Origin of the sequence: Neobacillus solisequens, assembly GCF_051233465.1 — a bacterium.
Classification (GTDB): Bacteria; Bacillota; Bacilli; order Bacillales; family Cytobacillaceae; genus Neobacillus.
Map to the genome: position 1 here is coordinate 90128 of NZ_JBKFGJ010000019.1, position 14607 is coordinate 104734.

The 14607-nt window shown below is 39.4% G+C and carries 14 protein-coding genes; 2 read left to right on the forward strand and 12 right to left on the reverse strand.

Annotated features, from left to right (window positions below):
* Window positions 1–161: 161 nt before the first annotated feature.
* The 6 genes from murC to ACI3K6_RS18130 all read right to left on the reverse strand — a co-directional run bounded on the left by murC (window position 162) and on the right by ACI3K6_RS18130 (window position 7300).
* On the reverse strand, window positions 162–1463 hold the full coding sequence (gene murC, locus ACI3K6_RS18105; RefSeq protein WP_435555931.1) for a UDP-N-acetylmuramate--L-alanine ligase: 1302 nt from the start codon (window positions 1461–1463) through the stop codon (window positions 162–164).
* Window positions 1464–1663: 200 nt separating this feature from the next.
* A complete protein-coding gene (locus tag ACI3K6_RS18110) occupies window positions 1664–4210 on the reverse strand; it encodes a DNA translocase FtsK (protein ID WP_435555932.1) in 2547 nt (848 codons plus the stop codon).
* Between the two features lie 157 nt (window positions 4211–4367).
* A complete protein-coding gene (locus tag ACI3K6_RS18115) occupies window positions 4368–5156 on the reverse strand; it encodes a DUF1444 domain-containing protein (RefSeq protein ID WP_335474489.1) in 789 nt (262 codons plus the stop codon).
* An 87-nt stretch (window positions 5157–5243) separates the two neighbouring features.
* Complete coding sequence (locus ACI3K6_RS18120; RefSeq protein ID WP_335474464.1) at window positions 5244–5558, reverse strand: thioredoxin family protein; 315 nt, start codon at window positions 5556–5558, stop codon at window positions 5244–5246.
* 106 nt (window positions 5559–5664) lie between these two features.
* Window positions 5665–6168 (reverse strand): DUF84 family protein, encoded by a 504-nt coding sequence (locus tag ACI3K6_RS18125; RefSeq protein WP_335474462.1) that lies wholly within the window; start codon window positions 6166–6168, stop codon window positions 5665–5667.
* A gap of 58 nt (window positions 6169–6226) precedes the next feature.
* Window positions 6227–7300 carry a M42 family metallopeptidase gene (locus ACI3K6_RS18130; protein ID WP_435555933.1) on the reverse strand — a complete coding sequence of 358 codons (1074 nt, stop codon included), beginning with the start codon at window positions 7298–7300 and terminating at the stop codon, window positions 6227–6229.
* Window positions 7301–7481: 181 nt separating this feature from the next.
* Between ACI3K6_RS18130 and ACI3K6_RS18135 the strand changes: the two genes are divergently transcribed.
* Window positions 7482–7814 (forward strand): PepSY domain-containing protein, encoded by a 333-nt coding sequence (locus tag ACI3K6_RS18135; RefSeq protein ID WP_435555934.1) that lies wholly within the window; start codon window positions 7482–7484, stop codon window positions 7812–7814.
* A 35-nt stretch (window positions 7815–7849) separates the two neighbouring features.
* Here the strand turns inward: ACI3K6_RS18135 and ACI3K6_RS18140 are convergent, their stop codons facing one another.
* Together ACI3K6_RS18140 and trmB are read right to left on the reverse strand one after the other, a co-directional pair.
* Window positions 7850–8689 carry a YtnP family quorum-quenching lactonase gene (locus tag ACI3K6_RS18140; protein ID WP_435555935.1) on the reverse strand — a complete coding sequence of 280 codons (840 nt, stop codon included), beginning with the start codon at window positions 8687–8689 and terminating at the stop codon, window positions 7850–7852.
* 156 nt (window positions 8690–8845) lie between these two features.
* Window positions 8846–9508 (reverse strand): tRNA (guanosine(46)-N7)-methyltransferase TrmB, encoded by a 663-nt coding sequence (trmB, locus tag ACI3K6_RS18145; protein ID WP_335474454.1) that lies wholly within the window; start codon window positions 9506–9508, stop codon window positions 8846–8848.
* A 136-nt stretch (window positions 9509–9644) separates the two neighbouring features.
* Here trmB and ACI3K6_RS18150 point away from each other — a divergent pair, with 136 nt between their 5' ends.
* Window positions 9645–9923 (forward strand): YtzH-like family protein, encoded by a 279-nt coding sequence (locus ACI3K6_RS18150; RefSeq protein WP_435555936.1) that lies wholly within the window; start codon window positions 9645–9647, stop codon window positions 9921–9923.
* Here the strand turns inward: ACI3K6_RS18150 and ACI3K6_RS18155 are convergent, their stop codons facing one another.
* The 4 genes from ACI3K6_RS18155 to thpR form a co-directional block, all read right to left on the reverse strand.
* Window positions 9924–10697, reverse strand: coding sequence for a phosphotransferase family protein (locus ACI3K6_RS18155; RefSeq protein ID WP_335474450.1), 774 nt, complete (start codon window positions 10695–10697; stop codon window positions 9924–9926).
* 161 nt (window positions 10698–10858) lie between these two features.
* Window positions 10859–13012 carry a type I pullulanase gene (gene pulA, locus ACI3K6_RS18160; RefSeq protein ID WP_435555937.1) on the reverse strand — a complete coding sequence of 718 codons (2154 nt, stop codon included), beginning with the start codon at window positions 13010–13012 and terminating at the stop codon, window positions 10859–10861.
* Window positions 12999–13982 carry a diacylglycerol/lipid kinase family protein gene (locus ACI3K6_RS18165; RefSeq protein WP_435555938.1) on the reverse strand — a complete coding sequence of 328 codons (984 nt, stop codon included), beginning with the start codon at window positions 13980–13982 and terminating at the stop codon, window positions 12999–13001. The genes pulA and ACI3K6_RS18165 overlap by 14 nt, the downstream gene beginning before the upstream one ends.
* A gap of 11 nt (window positions 13983–13993) precedes the next feature.
* Window positions 13994–14563, reverse strand: coding sequence for an RNA 2',3'-cyclic phosphodiesterase (gene thpR, locus ACI3K6_RS18170; RefSeq protein ID WP_435555939.1), 570 nt, complete (start codon window positions 14561–14563; stop codon window positions 13994–13996).
* Window positions 14564–14607 lie beyond the last annotated feature (44 nt).

Genomic DNA, 14607 nt, shown 5'->3' on the forward strand with positions numbered 1-14607 from the left:
CTACTTCCTTTTATTTGTCGTTATTTCCTGCCGAAAAATAAAAATTTTCATTGTTTAGAGTAATGTTTCACGGCTTTTAAGCTGCTCTCCCTGGAGACCTCTTTTATCGGAATTCTCTTCGCATATTAAAAAGATGCCAACAAATGCTGACATCTTCTTTTTTAGATATTTAATTGCTTTTCGTAGGATTCTTGGAATTTTTGGATATCGCCAGCTCCCATGAACAGGATCACGCTGTTTTCATGACTTCTCAAAATAGAGGTGTCTTCTTCGGAAAGAATTTCGGAACCTGGAATCTTTTCTTGCAAATCCTGAATAGACAATTTACCGTGTTTTTCACGTGCAGAGCCAAAAATTTCACACAAATAGGTTTTGTCAGCAAGACGCAAGCTTTCAGCAAAGTCGTCTAAAAATGCTTGAGTCCGTGAAAAGGTATGCGGCTGAAATACAGCGATGATTTCGCGATCCGGGTACTTTTGTTTAGCCGCATCAACGGTTGCTCTGATTTCCGTTGGATGATGCGCATAATCATCAATTAAAATTTGGCTGCCCATTGTCTTTTCAGAAAATCTGCGTTTTACCCCTCCAAAGGATGTCAGTCTTTCTTTCACAATTTCAACATCAATATCCTCATAATGACATAAACCAATCACGGCAAGGGCATTTAAAACGCTATGATCTCCGAACGTTGGAATGGTAAATGAATCATAGAACGTATTCCGGATAAACACATCAAAACTAGTGCCAGTTGTTGTTTTGACGATATTGGCAGCCTGATAATCATTTTCTTCACCAAAGCCATAAAATAGAACAGGAACTTTAGCCTGAATTTTTTGAAGCTGTTCATCATCTCCGAAAGCAAAAATCCCCTTTTTAACCTGCAGAGCTAATTCCTGAAAAGCCGAGAATACATCATCTATATTTGCGAAATAATCTGGATGGTCAAAATCAATATTGGTCATGATGGCGTAATCAGGGAAATAAGACAGAAAATGCCTTCTATATTCACATGCTTCAAAGACAAAATATTCGGCCCCTTCTTCACCTTTGCCGGTCCCATCTCCAATTAAAAACGAAGTAGGCTTAGCCCCTGCGATGACATGAGAAAGCAAACCTGTCGTCGAGGTTTTACCATGTGCTCCAGCGATGGCTACACTTGTAAAGTTTTGCATAAAATCGCCTAAAAAGCGATGGTAACGTACAATCGGAAGTCCGAGCTCCATTGCTTCTTGTATTTCCTCATGCGTATCTGGAAAAGCATTTCCCGCAATAATGGTCATCCCCGGTTGAATATTCTCCTTTTGAAAAGGAAGAATCTTAATTCCGGACTGTTCAAGAGCAAGCTGTGTAAAAAAACGTTTTTCCACATCGGAGCCTTGTACTTGAAATTTCATATCGTGAAGAACTTGTGCCAGTGCACTCATTCCCGACCCCTTTATACCTACAAAATGGTAAATAGTCATTGAAGAACCTCCAAGCAACGTCTATCTGTAAAACAGTATATGACATCTGACTTTATTTGCTTACATGAAAAATAGATGCTTCATAACATCTAGTTAAGTTAAATTCACATTTTATTATTATATCACTGTTCATTCTTAAAAACTATTTTTAGAATTTTCATGCACCATTTTATTAATTAAATTTTAAAACAATGCCAAGATTAATTGTGAATCGGCACCTGAATCGCCTCTAAATCCGCCTCCGTCAAAAGAACTTCTCGCGGTTTACTTCCGTTTGCACCGGTAATGTACCCGTTTTGTTCAAGTAGATCCATTAGCCTTGCCGCCCGATTATAGCCAATTTTAAAGCGGCGCTGCAAGCTTGAAGTAGATGCTAATCCTTGTGAAAGGATAAATTCACAGGCATCATAAAATAATTCATCTTCCGATTCGGCGACAACTTCCTTTTTTAAGAGCTCCTCCTGCTCAAACAGGTATTCTGGTTCCCGTTCTGCTTTCACATGAGCAACGACCACATCGATTTCTTCATCCGACACGAAGGTGCCCTGTAAGCGAACTGGTTTGGAGGCTCCATTTTCTAAAAAGAGCATATCACCTCGGCCAAGTAATTTTTCCGCCCCACTAATATCGATGACAGTTCGAGAATCGACTTGAGAGGAAACGGAAAAAGCCACCCGGGTAGGGATATTTGCTTTTATTAATCCCGTAATGACATCTACTGATGGCCTTTGTGTTGCCACAATCAAATGAATTCCACATGCCCTTGCTTTTTGCGCAATTCGGCAAATGGCCTCTTCTACGTCTGCAGGAGACATCATCATTAAGTCTGCTAATTCATCAATAATGATTACAATAAAAGGTAGCTTGTCGGAATACTGTTTATGCTCCATTGCTAATTCATTAAAACGGTTAATATCACGGACGCCAGTATGGGCAAATAACTCATAACGCCGTTCCATTTCTTCAACTGCCCATTTTAGCGCTGCCGTAGCAGCCTTGACATCCGTTATAACAGGGCTAACTAAATGAGGAATACGGTTATAAGGAGCAAGCTCGACCATTTTTGGATCAATTAACAGAAGTTTTAAATCATCCGGACTTGCCTTATATAACAGACTGACCAATATTGAGTTAATACATACACTTTTACCAGAACCGGTCGCACCGGCAATCAGTCCATGCGGCATCTTCTTTAAATCCGTTACAATCGGATTTCCAGCAATATCAAGACCTAAAATGGCTGTTAATGGAGAACTAGATTCCTTAAAAATGCGGCTATTAATAATTTCGCTGATTTGAACTGGGCGCGATTTTTTATTTGGCACCTCAATACCAATCGTGTGCTTACCTGGAATCGGTGCTTCAATTCGGATATCTTTTGCCGCTAAGCTCAACTTGATATCATCTGTTAAATTAGTTACTTTATTAACCTTTACCCCTGGCTCAGGTTGTACCTCAAAACGGGTTACGGAAGGTCCTTGAGTGACATTTACAACGCTGGCACCAACATTAAAATTAATTAATGTTTGGTTTAACAGCTCCTCCTGGTACAAGAGCCATTCTGTGTCCTGCAATTCTGAAACAGGTGGATTTAAAAGGCTTGGTTCTGGAAACTTATAATAACCTTCACTGAACACCGGTGAAACAATGTCTACTTCCTGTTTATTAAAGGTGTGGTGCAAGCCTGCTAGATGCTGAGAAACAGCTGTCAATTGTTTCACTGGGTGTTTCACCTGTTGTTCTATGGATTGATGCATCTTTTGTACAACTGGTTGTTCTATGGATTGTTGCACCTTTTGTTCATCTGGCTGTTTTATGGATTGTTGCACCTTTTGTTCAACTGGTTGTTCTATGGATTGTGGTGCCTTTTGTTCAGCTGATTGTTCTATGGATTGTGGTGCCTTTTGTTCAGCTGATTGTTCTATCGTTTGTACTGCTGAATGACGCTCGGTTCTTTCCCGTCTTCGGAACTCCCATTTTTCACGGTCTTGTTTTAGCATCATTACATTAAACGGAAGATGTGCTCGCTGTCTTCTCGGCGGAGATTGTTGTTCCTCCGGCTGTCCATTGTTTTCTTGAACATAGTCTTCCTTACTTGCTTCCGTTTCCTCCTCAACTTCCTCAGAAACAATTGGAACTGATTTTTGCTCGGAGATTACTTCTGCCTGCGGCTGTGCTTTTTCCTGGGCAGGTACTTCTACATTTATTTCTTGTACGGGAACTGTCTGTTCAGATTGAGAAGTTTCCATTTGAGTCATTTCAGTTTGATTCATCGTCTGGTCTGCTTCAGCAAGCTGAAGTGGTTTTTCTTCTATTCCCTTAATAAAATGACTTAATTCATGTTCAATAACAGCATTTGTTTTTTTAGGCCGTTGAAATCCAAAGACTGGGGATGGTATTTCGGTTGGATGAAATGGGCCACGGAATCTTGATGTCTCGTTTTTTGGTTTTGGCAGCTCTTTCTTTTCAGAGGTTTTGGCAGCTGATGTTACTTGGTGGCTTGTTTCATGCTCCCTATTTTTTCTAGGTATTCGATTTTCTGGTTTCCTTCTATTGTGTTCCAAAAGGGAATCACCTGAGGAAGACTTCGGATATTGATAAGCTATTTTTACATCAACATCCTTCACATTCTCGGTTTGAATCGTGAATGGGGCATTCACTGTTCGCTCGCTATGTAAAAGAAATTCGCTAATTTCATCATCTTCTTCTCTTTTCAACTTTTGAAATAAGTTTTGGATCCAGCTCAAAACTATCACTCTTTCCTTGTACTTCTATCACTCTATTTTAGCAGTATTTATTCGTTTTTCGACATAAATCTTTGCAATCAGTCAAAAATATATTAAAAAATGGGTCTAAAATGGGAATCTTTCATGTAAAAAGACCACTTTTCCAAGTGATCTTTCCTTATTTATTCTTTCCTAATATAAAAATTGGTTCCAACTCACCATTTTCATACAAAAATGACAAAGCTGTAATCGGCACTCGCCCACTGGCAAAAAAACTCATTGCCATTTGTGCTAATATATCGTATCCCTTTTCATTTTGAATATCTGCCACTATTAACACATCTTGGTGCGGTACCGCCAGTACCATGGTCCCGTTTATTTGTTTCTCCATTTCACTCAGAAACCCTTTATTTAAAATCCTACTGGCATCATAGCCATCATTCGTGTTGAGAAAATAAAAGCTATTTCCGGCAACCTGATCTTTTTTTACTGACGTGGATAGAGACCTTACATTGAATAAGGCAATTTCCTTGATTCTTTGTGCTTCCCATCCTTCTTTTTCCATAATCCGCGAATCAATCAGCCGATACGTTTTTCCCATATCATAGGCGTAATAAATGTTTGTTTCGGCTGTATGTTCTTCTATTAAAAACGGGATTCCCTCCTCCGCTTCCTTTGGAAAGGATGTGGAGCGAATGACCGGAAAAATTCGTTTTTCGTGATGTGACAGCTGAATTTGACTTTCCATTGCCTTTAGGCCTTCTTCAATATAGTAAACAACCTCATCAATAGCTTTATCTTTTTCATTCTGCCATTTAGCAATGATTCCTGGCAACGATACGGTGATTCCTTTTCTGGTTACCGCACTTTCCACCCGCAGCTGATCTTTTTCACGATCATAGGTGATCACTCTGTCTGTTCCGCCCAGACGGGATTCCAGCTCCCTTTTCATTTTAAGGCTATCCATTTTCACATTGTTCCCTCCAAACCTACGCCTATTTTACAGCAAAAAAACCCCCTTCTCCAAAAGGGAGATGGAGGTTTTTTTGCTGTTTTATTTTAATCCGGTAATAAACGTTTCGATTTCCTCTTGAGTCTTTTGATCTTTGCTAACGAATCGGCCAAGTTCTTTGCCGTTTTCGAAAGCAATAAAGCTTGGAATGCCAAATACGTCAAGTTGCTGGCATAAATCAATATATTGATCACGATCAATATGAATAAACGTATAGTCCTGATATTTAGCTTCAATTTCCGGCATAAATGGTTCGATAAATCGGCAGTCACGGCACCAATCAGCGGAAAACATAAAAATGGTCTTTCCGTTTTCTCGCAACTGCTCGAATTGCTCCATTGATTCTAAATGTTTCATCTTTCAACGCCCCCATTACAATACTGACTTTTGATGGTCTCATTTAAATCATAACAGTCATAGGAATGTACAGTCCATTAAAATACCTCGAGTCTATTATTCCATATCACTTATTTTGATATTCCCATTGTCCAACCAACAACTTCATGACATGGGTAAACATCTCTGAGCGATTTATCATTCCATTTGTAAAAATGCCCACGGCACCTTCAAGTTTTCGAACATTTTTCTTATTGGCGTAATTCTCCATGACGGGTCCAAGCTCTTCTCCTGCCCGCAATCGAATGGCAATTTCCTCCGGAAGTGAGAATCTAGCCCCGCCTGCAATAATCGGTTCTCCATGTCGAGTCACCAATGCTCCCCAGTTACAGATCATCAACCCATTAGGAGTTTCTTGAACTCCACCTTCAAGACCAATTCCAAGATCACCTTGCCCCGACTCTAATGCACCTTTAGCGCGATTGATAGCCCCTTGGATCGTTTCCTCATCGGAAAACGGCTGGTCGTTTACACCTGAAGGGATATCCAATGCCAGCACTTCGGCATCTTGAAAACTATTTTTTACGGCAGAAATTTTTGCCGGATTTTTTGAACCTATAATTATTTTCATGTTGCCTTCCCTCTTTTCATACAGTCCAAAGGAGGCATTCGTCATGCCTCCCTGATTGTTAGCTATTAGCTTTAATTGTTTCTACAGTTGTTTTATCACACGCTTTAACCAACTTAATGACCAATTCCTTCGCTGCTGCATAATCATCAACATGAACGATTGATGCATGTGTATGGATATAACGTGAACATACGCCAATAACCGCACTTGGAACGCCATGATTGGAAAGATGAACACGTCCGGCATCTGTGCCTCCCTGGGACACAAAATACTGGTAGGGAATGTTATGAGTTTCAGCCATATCAAGAACAAATTCCCGCATTCCCCGGTGAGTGACCATTGATCGATCAAGGATACGAAGCAAAGTTCCCTTTCCAAGCTGTCCAAATTCTTTCTTATCACCGCTCATATCGTTTGCCGGACTGGCATCAAGCGCAAAAAAGATATCTGGGTTAATCATGTTTGCCGCTGTTTGTGCCCCTCTTAGTCCTACTTCTTCCTGAACGGTTGCCCCTGAAAATAAGGTATTTGGCAATGTTTCGTCTTTAAGCTCCTGAAGCAATTCAATGGCTAATCCACAGCCATATCGGTTATCCCACGCTTTTGCGAGAATTTTCTTCTCGTTGGCCATAGGGGTAAACGGGCAGATTGGGAGGATGGCCTGCCCCGGCTTAATTCCAATTCGTTCGGCATCGGCACGATCGTCTGCACCGATGTCAATGAGCATATTTTTAATGTCCATTGGCTTATTTTTATTAGACTCATCCAGTAAATGTGGAGGAATGGAACCAATAACGCCTATAATTGGTCCATTCGGAGTCATAATTTGCACCCTCTGTGCTAGGAGAACCTGGCTCCACCATCCGCCTAGTGGTTGGAAGCGCAGCATACCGTTGTCGGTAATGGCCGTTACCATAAAGCCGACTTCATCCATATGTCCCGCCACCATGACGACAGGTTCTTTTTCACTGCCTCTTTTTACTCCAAAAACACTTCCCAATTTATCCTGAATGATTTCATCCGAGTATAAGGACAATTGTTCCTTCATAAACTTTCGAACTAAATGTTCATTACCCGGTGCACCAGGAAGTTCTGTCAGCGTTTGAAACAGTTTAAGTGTTTGTTCGTTCATTGTCCTGCTCCTTTTGGTTTTTTCATTAATATTTATGTATATTCACCTTTATTTTACAGAATAATGTTCACTCTTTCCATTTTTATAAATTATTATCTTCTGTGAGAAAAATAAGTTATACTAAAAGCGGGAGTAATGATGTAATTTTTTCCAATTATCATAGGGTCTGGGGGTTTATGAAATGAAATGGAAATCGTTTTTAATAGGGGCCGCTATAGGTGCATTGGGCGGCTATGCGGCTACGCAAATAGTGAGTCAAAAGACAAAGGTCTCACCAGAAAAAGTACTAGAACAGGTCAAGAAACAATTTAAGCAAAACGGATCCATCAGCGGCTCATGGATCCATATGGTGGCAGAACCTTTTGAAAAACAACATATTCAGTACCAGGTATATAAAGGTGGTATTTCTAAGAATCAAGATGGAGTAAATGAACAGTTTGAATTTGTCGCAGATGCTTTAACTGGAACTCTCTTAGAAGTAAATAAAATAACAGAGGACACGCAAGCCTCCTAATCAAAAGCCGCATCTTTTGCAGATGCGGCTTTACATTATCTGTTTCTTTTTAGACTTTCAACAATCTGCCCATCGGCACCCCATTTTACAGCCCGGTAAAAGGCGTCATGGTAAAAGGTAAACCAGGCATTTTTCTCCATAGCGTACTGCTGCCATTTTTCCTTTGCATAAATGGAATCCATCGGATAATCATCATATGCCATGACCCACAACACGTTCTGGTGGGCGTGAGTCGCCATCAAATCGGCCATGTGAATGGCCATTTCACCGCCATCCTCGATCATTAGAATCGAGTGTCCATTACTGTGCCCGCCGGTATGGACCATAGTAATCGGCCCCATTGTCCATTTTTCTTCAAATGGTTCCACCTGGTTAGCTATTGCCTCCCAATTTTCTTTCCAATATGTATTTTTTGACCGAATATTAGGAGACCTCATTTCATCCCATTCCACTTTAGAAGTGATAATTTTGGCATTAGGAAACACTGACACATACTCCCCATCAACCAATTTTGTTAATCCACAGGCATGATCAAAATGCATATGTGTCATGAAAATATAATCAATTTCCTCGGGACTTAGTCCTAAACTTTCTAAAGATGCTTCCAAATTAGATTCTTTTGTAACCCCAAAGTTCCTTAACTGTTTTTCGGTCAATTTGCCTTTTCCAAGCCCAGATTCGACTAGACAGTTCTTCCCATCAACCTGTATAAAGATTGGATCAGTAGGAAGTTCAATCTGATTCTTCTCATTTGCCGGATATTTTTTAGACCATAATGGTTTAGGAACAACCCCAAACATGGCACCGCCATCTAAATTCGTCATACCCCCATCAAGCCAGGTTAATTGCACCTTCCCAATCGATAATGATTCCATCTTACATGCCCCCTTTTTTCTAGTAAGATAAGTGTAACACTATCGGATAATATTGGAAAAGGTAAGATGGAAGCATAATGTATATTAACACCTTGTGATTGGAGCGGAAATAAACAACACCCTGCAATAGAGCATGGAAATAAAAAAAAGACAGCTCTATTTAGAACTGTCATCTTGAACATTTTGATATTTAACTTCACAGCGGTATATCCGATTGCCCATTTCTGAAAATTTCTGTTCATATTCCGTCATAATATTGCCTTCATAGTCACTATTATGCAAATCAAGGCTAATAAACTTTAACAATAGACCATACTCCGAAAAACTCATCAGCGATGATTCAAACAGCCCCTGATTATCCGTTTTAAAATGAATCTCGCCCCCATCCACCATAACATCTTCATATAGCTTTAAGAAATCTCTATAAGTTAATCTTCTTTTGGCATGACGTTTCTTCGGCCAAGGATCAGAAAAATTCAAATAAACACGTTCCACATCATTTTTAGCAAAATATTTACCAAGATCAGCAGCATTTACATTTAATAACTTTAAATTAGGCAGCTCAGCTTCCACCAGACGTTCAAGTGCCACAACAATGACACTATTAAACAATTCAATGCCTATATAATTGATATCCGGATTAGCCTTTGCCATTCCAATTAAAAATTGACCTTTTCCAGTTCCAACTTCAATATGAAGCGGATTTTGATTGTTAAAAACTTCCTGCCATTTTCCTTTATTCATTTCCGGATTTGGGACAATATATTGAGGATGCTGTTCAATCATTTCTTTTGCCCAAGGTTTATTTCTAAGTCTCATGTTGACACTCCTAACACATATTTCGTTCAAACCATATCATGAAAGCTTTTTCTGATGCAAGTGAATAAACAAAAAAAGAATCCACACCCTAAAGGTGAATTCCTTTTTTAAACTTAAGTTGAAAGGGTGTAGCATTATGCCGTTAAGTCATGCCGATCAAGTAACATTACTAAGAGATATCTTAAATAATCACCAAACGGATTGCTGTGGATCAGTGGCTGAATGCGAACAGTTGGAACGATTGGTAAAATCACTTATGGTCAATACACAAATTGATCAAAATGTTAAAAGCATCCTGCAAGAAGTGTATCAATACAGCCAGAATGGCGCGCAAACTGCTGATCTAGATCAACATATTCTGGCTAACCAAGAGAACCTGTCACAATGGGTAAATGATATTGGACAATTTTCCTGATTAAATGAGTTTATTTAAAAAATCAATCCAGTAATTCATTTCTTCAAGGCGGTTTTTATTCTTATACCATTGAATGGAAGACAGAGTTTGAAGGGTTACATACCACTTCATTCTAAGCTTTAAATGGTCTGTCAGCTCTTCACCATACATGCTAAGCCATTCCTGCCAATTTTCCTCGGGAATGTACCAATAAAGAAGCATACCCAAATCGATTGCCGGGTCGGCAATCATCGCGCCATCCCAATCAATTAAATACAACTGGTTGTCTTCTGTAAGCAGCCAGTTGTTATGATTTACATCTCCGTGACAAACAACCTTTTCATCACAATAAACATTTTTAACTTCTTGCGTTAAAAAACTTAATGATTTTGATACTTCAGGCAGTTGAAGTACTTCTTCATCAAGGTCTTTGATGATTGAGTAAAAGATCATTTCCGGATTTAATGGTGATTTTTCCAGTCTGCTTAGCATGCCAAGCATTGGTTCAGAACAGTGGATTTTTTTTAATAATTTTGCCACCAGATTCTGTTCCATATCAGCAGGCTTCAGTTCGCGCCCTTCAAGCCATTGCTGAGCTGTTATGACATCACCGTTTTCCAATCTCTTCGTCCAAACAAGCTTGGGGACAATGCCCTCTGCCGATAGTACCGCCAAAAATGGCGAAGAGTTCCGTTTTAAAAAGAGCCTTTGATCTTCAAACTCTGCATAAAACGCTTCGCCAGTAGCGCCTCCAGCAGGAGTAATTTCCCACTCTTGCCCTAATATATGTTCCAAAGTTGTTCACCTTCAATTATGCCGTTCTTTGGTTTTCCAACCACCAAGATAAAATCTACAATCCAGAGGAATAAAATTAATTTACCCATAAAAAAAAGCTATTGAAACCATTTCATACAATAGCCATATTACTAAATTTTATCCCCAATCGGCATTTTTCGTCAAGTAATCTCAGGCAAGTATTTTTTTAACAAAACATTTAAAGAAATAGCTTCAAGCTTAACTTCCCCATCCTTGACCATCACATTGGATGTAATTCCCACCATTTCGTGGTTAGCCACTAGGCTCCAATCCCCCTCTGGAATCGATACATATTGGGCTGATTGCGAAGGATTAATCAATAAAATAACCTCGTAATCATCCATTTTATATATACATCCAATTAACGGAGATGATACCGGCAACGTATGAAAACGCTGCCGAATTTCTTCAGCTGTCTTTAGCCGAAAACAGGACAGATTTTTTCGAATTTGAATAAGACCTTTTACGTATTCAACATTCTCTTTATAATGCATTTTTCGCTCCCAATCAAGCCGATTAATCTCATCGGAAGAACGGTAACTATTTCCATCTCCTTGCTTCGTTCGAAAGAACTCTTGACCGCTGTGAAGAAAAGGAATTCCCTGCGACAAAATGACCAAGCCAGTAAGGAGCCGGTGATAGCTCATCCGTGTTGTTTCGCTGGTTTGTGGAAAACTCACGATTAATTTATCCCAAAGAGTATGATTATCATGGCATTCTACATAATTAACGGATTGGTACGGCTCAGCAAATAAACCGGTATCCTTGTTTTTTAATCCAATGCTGCCTGTTACCGCCTCTATTGCTGCCTCCAGTAATTTTGCATTTCCCAAGCCATACCCTTTGTCCGTCAATTCAAAGGTATTTCCTTTCATATGGTCACGAAACCGATCATTGAAATGTCCAATTCGTGGCAATACAGACTGGTTAGCGATGATAGCTTTTTTTTCAAATGGCAACGGGGTATTTAAATCCCATCCTTCTCCAATAATGACCATTTCCTTATTGAAACTGTCACAAACCTGGCGCACTTCATTCATCGTTTCAACATCCAAGATTCCCATCAGATCAAAGCGGAAACCATCAATATGATACTCTTCAATCCAATACCGAATGGAATCGGTGATTAATTTTCGGACCATTCTTCTTTCCGATGCCAAGTCATTTCCTACACCAGTACCATTGGAAGGAAGACCTAGCTCATTATGGCGAAAGTAATAACCTGGCACTACTTTTTCAAAGGAAGATTCTTCACGGATAAATACATGATTATAGACTACGTCCATTATGATTCGGAGTCCAGCTTGATGAATTCGCTCAATTAACTGTTTTAATTCAGTGATGCGTGAATATGGGTCTGAGGGATTTGTGGAATAACTGCCTTCAGGAGCATTAAAATGGAGAGGATTATATCCCCAATTGTACTCCTGCTTGCCGTTCACCTCATCTACACCAGCAAAATCATGAAATGGGAGAAACTGAAGATGTGTAATCCCCAAGTCCTTTACATAAGATAAACCAGTCAACTCTCCATCGGAGCCTTTTGTATTTAATTCCCCCGCCCCTAGGTAAGTACCTTTTTGGGTTACACCACTATCTGGGTGAATAGTAAAGTCGCGGATATGTGTTTCATAAATAATCGCATCGACAGGACTTAATAAAGGTGGGAGCTCCAATTTAGGCTTTCTTGTTTTATTCAGATCTACAATTACTCCTAGCTCTCCATTAGCTGTGACAGCTGTGGCATAAGGATCAACGGCCTCACGCCATTCCTGATTTATTTGGATTAGAAAGCTATATTGATAACACTCTAAATCACCGTTGACTGATATCTGCCAAATACCTGTATCAGTCCGTTTCATTTTGACAATTTCCGAATATTGAGTATTAGGCGGACGCAGTTTTAATTTGACCTGTATGGCCGTCGGTGCCCAGAGCTTAAAACTGGTTCTTTCATGATTATAAACAATTCCTAAATCATCACCATCATAATAAAAGGTTTGATCGAAGGCCTCCGTTCGGATCACTGCTCCTATTTGTAGATCTGTTTTATTACCATGGTCATCCATGATCCAATATTGTTTTCCAAAACCAATATCGATGGGCAAGTGACAAATATATTTATAAAAATGTTCAATAATTAGGTTCTGCTTAATTGGAAGAAGAGTTTTAACCGAATCCTCTAAAATCGTGAAAGAAGATGAAACACCCTGGTGATAAGAAAGAGGTAGAAGAATGGTAACGATGTTCATCTCATCCAAATAGGCAAAGAACTTTCTTTCAATGGAGTTCATTTGTGTCACTCTCTTTCACATCAACTTCCTCCGCATTTCTCCTCCGTGTTAATACTTGGAGGGAATGTTTTTGCACGTGAATATATAATGGTGTTGATCCAATTTGCTCGCCATCTCCATGAGCACTCAGCGTATGTGAGGATTCAATGGAGATTTTTTTCCCTTTAAATGTTTTTACTTCATTGAAAAATATATGTTTTCCCCAGTATACACTGATAAATACAAGTAATAATTTAAATCTCGATAATTGATGAACAACCGTTATATCAAGTAATCCGTCTTGCGGATCAGCGGCAGGTGCAATCTTCATGCCACCACCATAAAAGGGTTGATTTGAAACGGTTACAAACCATGTTTGTTCAAATATATGCCTTTGCCCATCAATTAATAAATGAGTCGTTGAAGTTTTATACGTAAATAGTTCTTTGAGCAGGAAATACACATAAACTAGACGACCAAGAGCCAGCTTGTTTAATAGGGCTTTCATCCGTGATTGATTCACCTTAAGCGCAACCAGCGCGTCAAAGCCTGCCCCCATATTGTTGATAAAAAAATGTTCCGTATTGTCTTCATGGTCGATCTTACCACAATCTACCAAATAAGGCTCTTGTTTTATTAAACGAAGCAGCACCTTTAAAGCTTCAAGTGGCTCTGACGGAATCAAGTAACCTCTGGAAAAATCATTACCGGAACCGCCAGGAATAAAACCTAGAGTGATATGTTTATGCTTTATTACTCCATTCATGACTTCATGCATGGTTCCGTCACCGCCAACGGTGATCATAACCTTTTCATGATCATTGTTTTTAGCAATACCATTCGCAATTTTTTTAGCGTGTCCCGGGTATTCTGTAAAAAAGGCTAGAAAGTTTATCTTCTCAGAAGTTAAATGTTCTTCAAGCCTTTTCCAGATCATAGCACAGCGGCCATTTTTGGCTTTTGGATTAACAATAAAGTAGATTTGTTTCATTAGATCAACCCTTATGTTTGTAATGAATATGTCCTAACGGCTTCATATTTTGGTGTTTTTTGCAAGTGGGTCTGATATAAAACTACCTCATTTGCTAAAAAAGACAAGGGTTCTGGCTGCAGCTGATTCCATAACTCTAATTGGCTCTGTTGGAATACTGTCTCCCCTACCCACTTTCGGGCCAAGGTAATGTGTGGTCGGAAGGGTCTTGACTCCAGTTGGAAACCGACTTCCTTACAAGCAGAAAATACCTGGCCTCTTAATAATTGTAATTCTTCATTTTCCATCGTATCAGCCCAAAAAACTCTAGGGCTTTTTATATCTCCAAAAATACCAAGCTTATTGATTTTCAATGGAAAAGCTTTAGTATCTTTTAACGCCGCTTTTACCAACAGATCGGCATTTGCCAATTTACTCTCAGGAGCACCGCCCAAAAAAGCAAGGGTTATATGAAGGTCCTCATGGTGAACCCACCTGCTGAAGGGTAAACTCCCCTTTAATGCCAATATATGGCCCTTCATCATGTTTTTTGTTTCATTCGGAAGCTTTACAGCAAAAAAATAGTGCGAACGTTGTTCCATCATGGTTCATCCTTTTCATCTATTTTAGTCTATTTTTACACCAT

What these genes read in the sequence shown, in the direction of transcription:
- ACI3K6_RS18130 (WP_435555933.1), bottom strand. Translation starts at nt 7,300, where the DNA reads ATGAACGAACAAACACTTAAACTGTTTCAAACGCTGACAGAACTTCCT.
- trmB (WP_335474454.1), bottom strand. Translation starts at nt 9,508, where the DNA reads ATGAGACTTAGAAATAAACCTTGGGCAAAAGAAATGATTGAACAGCAT.
- ACI3K6_RS18135 (WP_435555934.1), top strand. Translation starts at nt 7,482, where the DNA reads ATGAAATGGAAATCGTTTTTAATAGGGGCCGCTATAGGTGCATTGGGC.
- ACI3K6_RS18165 (WP_435555938.1), bottom strand. Translation starts at nt 13,982, where the DNA reads ATGAAACAAATCTACTTTATTGTTAATCCAAAAGCCAAAAATGGCCGC.
- ACI3K6_RS18150 (WP_435555936.1), top strand. Translation starts at nt 9,645, where the DNA reads ATGCCGTTAAGTCATGCCGATCAAGTAACATTACTAAGAGATATCTTA.
- thpR (WP_435555939.1), bottom strand. Translation starts at nt 14,563, where the DNA reads ATGGAACAACGTTCGCACTATTTTTTTGCTGTAAAGCTTCCGAATGAA.
- ACI3K6_RS18115 (WP_335474489.1), bottom strand. Translation starts at nt 5,156, where the DNA reads ATGGATAGCCTTAAAATGAAAAGGGAGCTGGAATCCCGTCTGGGCGGA.
- ACI3K6_RS18120 (WP_335474464.1), bottom strand. Translation starts at nt 5,558, where the DNA reads ATGAAACATTTAGAATCAATGGAGCAATTCGAGCAGTTGCGAGAAAAC.
- pulA (WP_435555937.1), bottom strand. Translation starts at nt 13,012, where the DNA reads ATGAACTCCATTGAAAGAAAGTTCTTTGCCTATTTGGATGAGATGAAC.
- murC (WP_435555931.1), bottom strand. Translation starts at nt 1,463, where the DNA reads ATGACTATTTACCATTTTGTAGGTATAAAGGGGTCGGGAATGAGTGCA.
- ACI3K6_RS18125 (WP_335474462.1), bottom strand. Translation starts at nt 6,168, where the DNA reads ATGAAAATAATTATAGGTTCAAAAAATCCGGCAAAAATTTCTGCCGTA.
- ACI3K6_RS18140 (WP_435555935.1), bottom strand. Translation starts at nt 8,689, where the DNA reads ATGGAATCATTATCGATTGGGAAGGTGCAATTAACCTGGCTTGATGGG.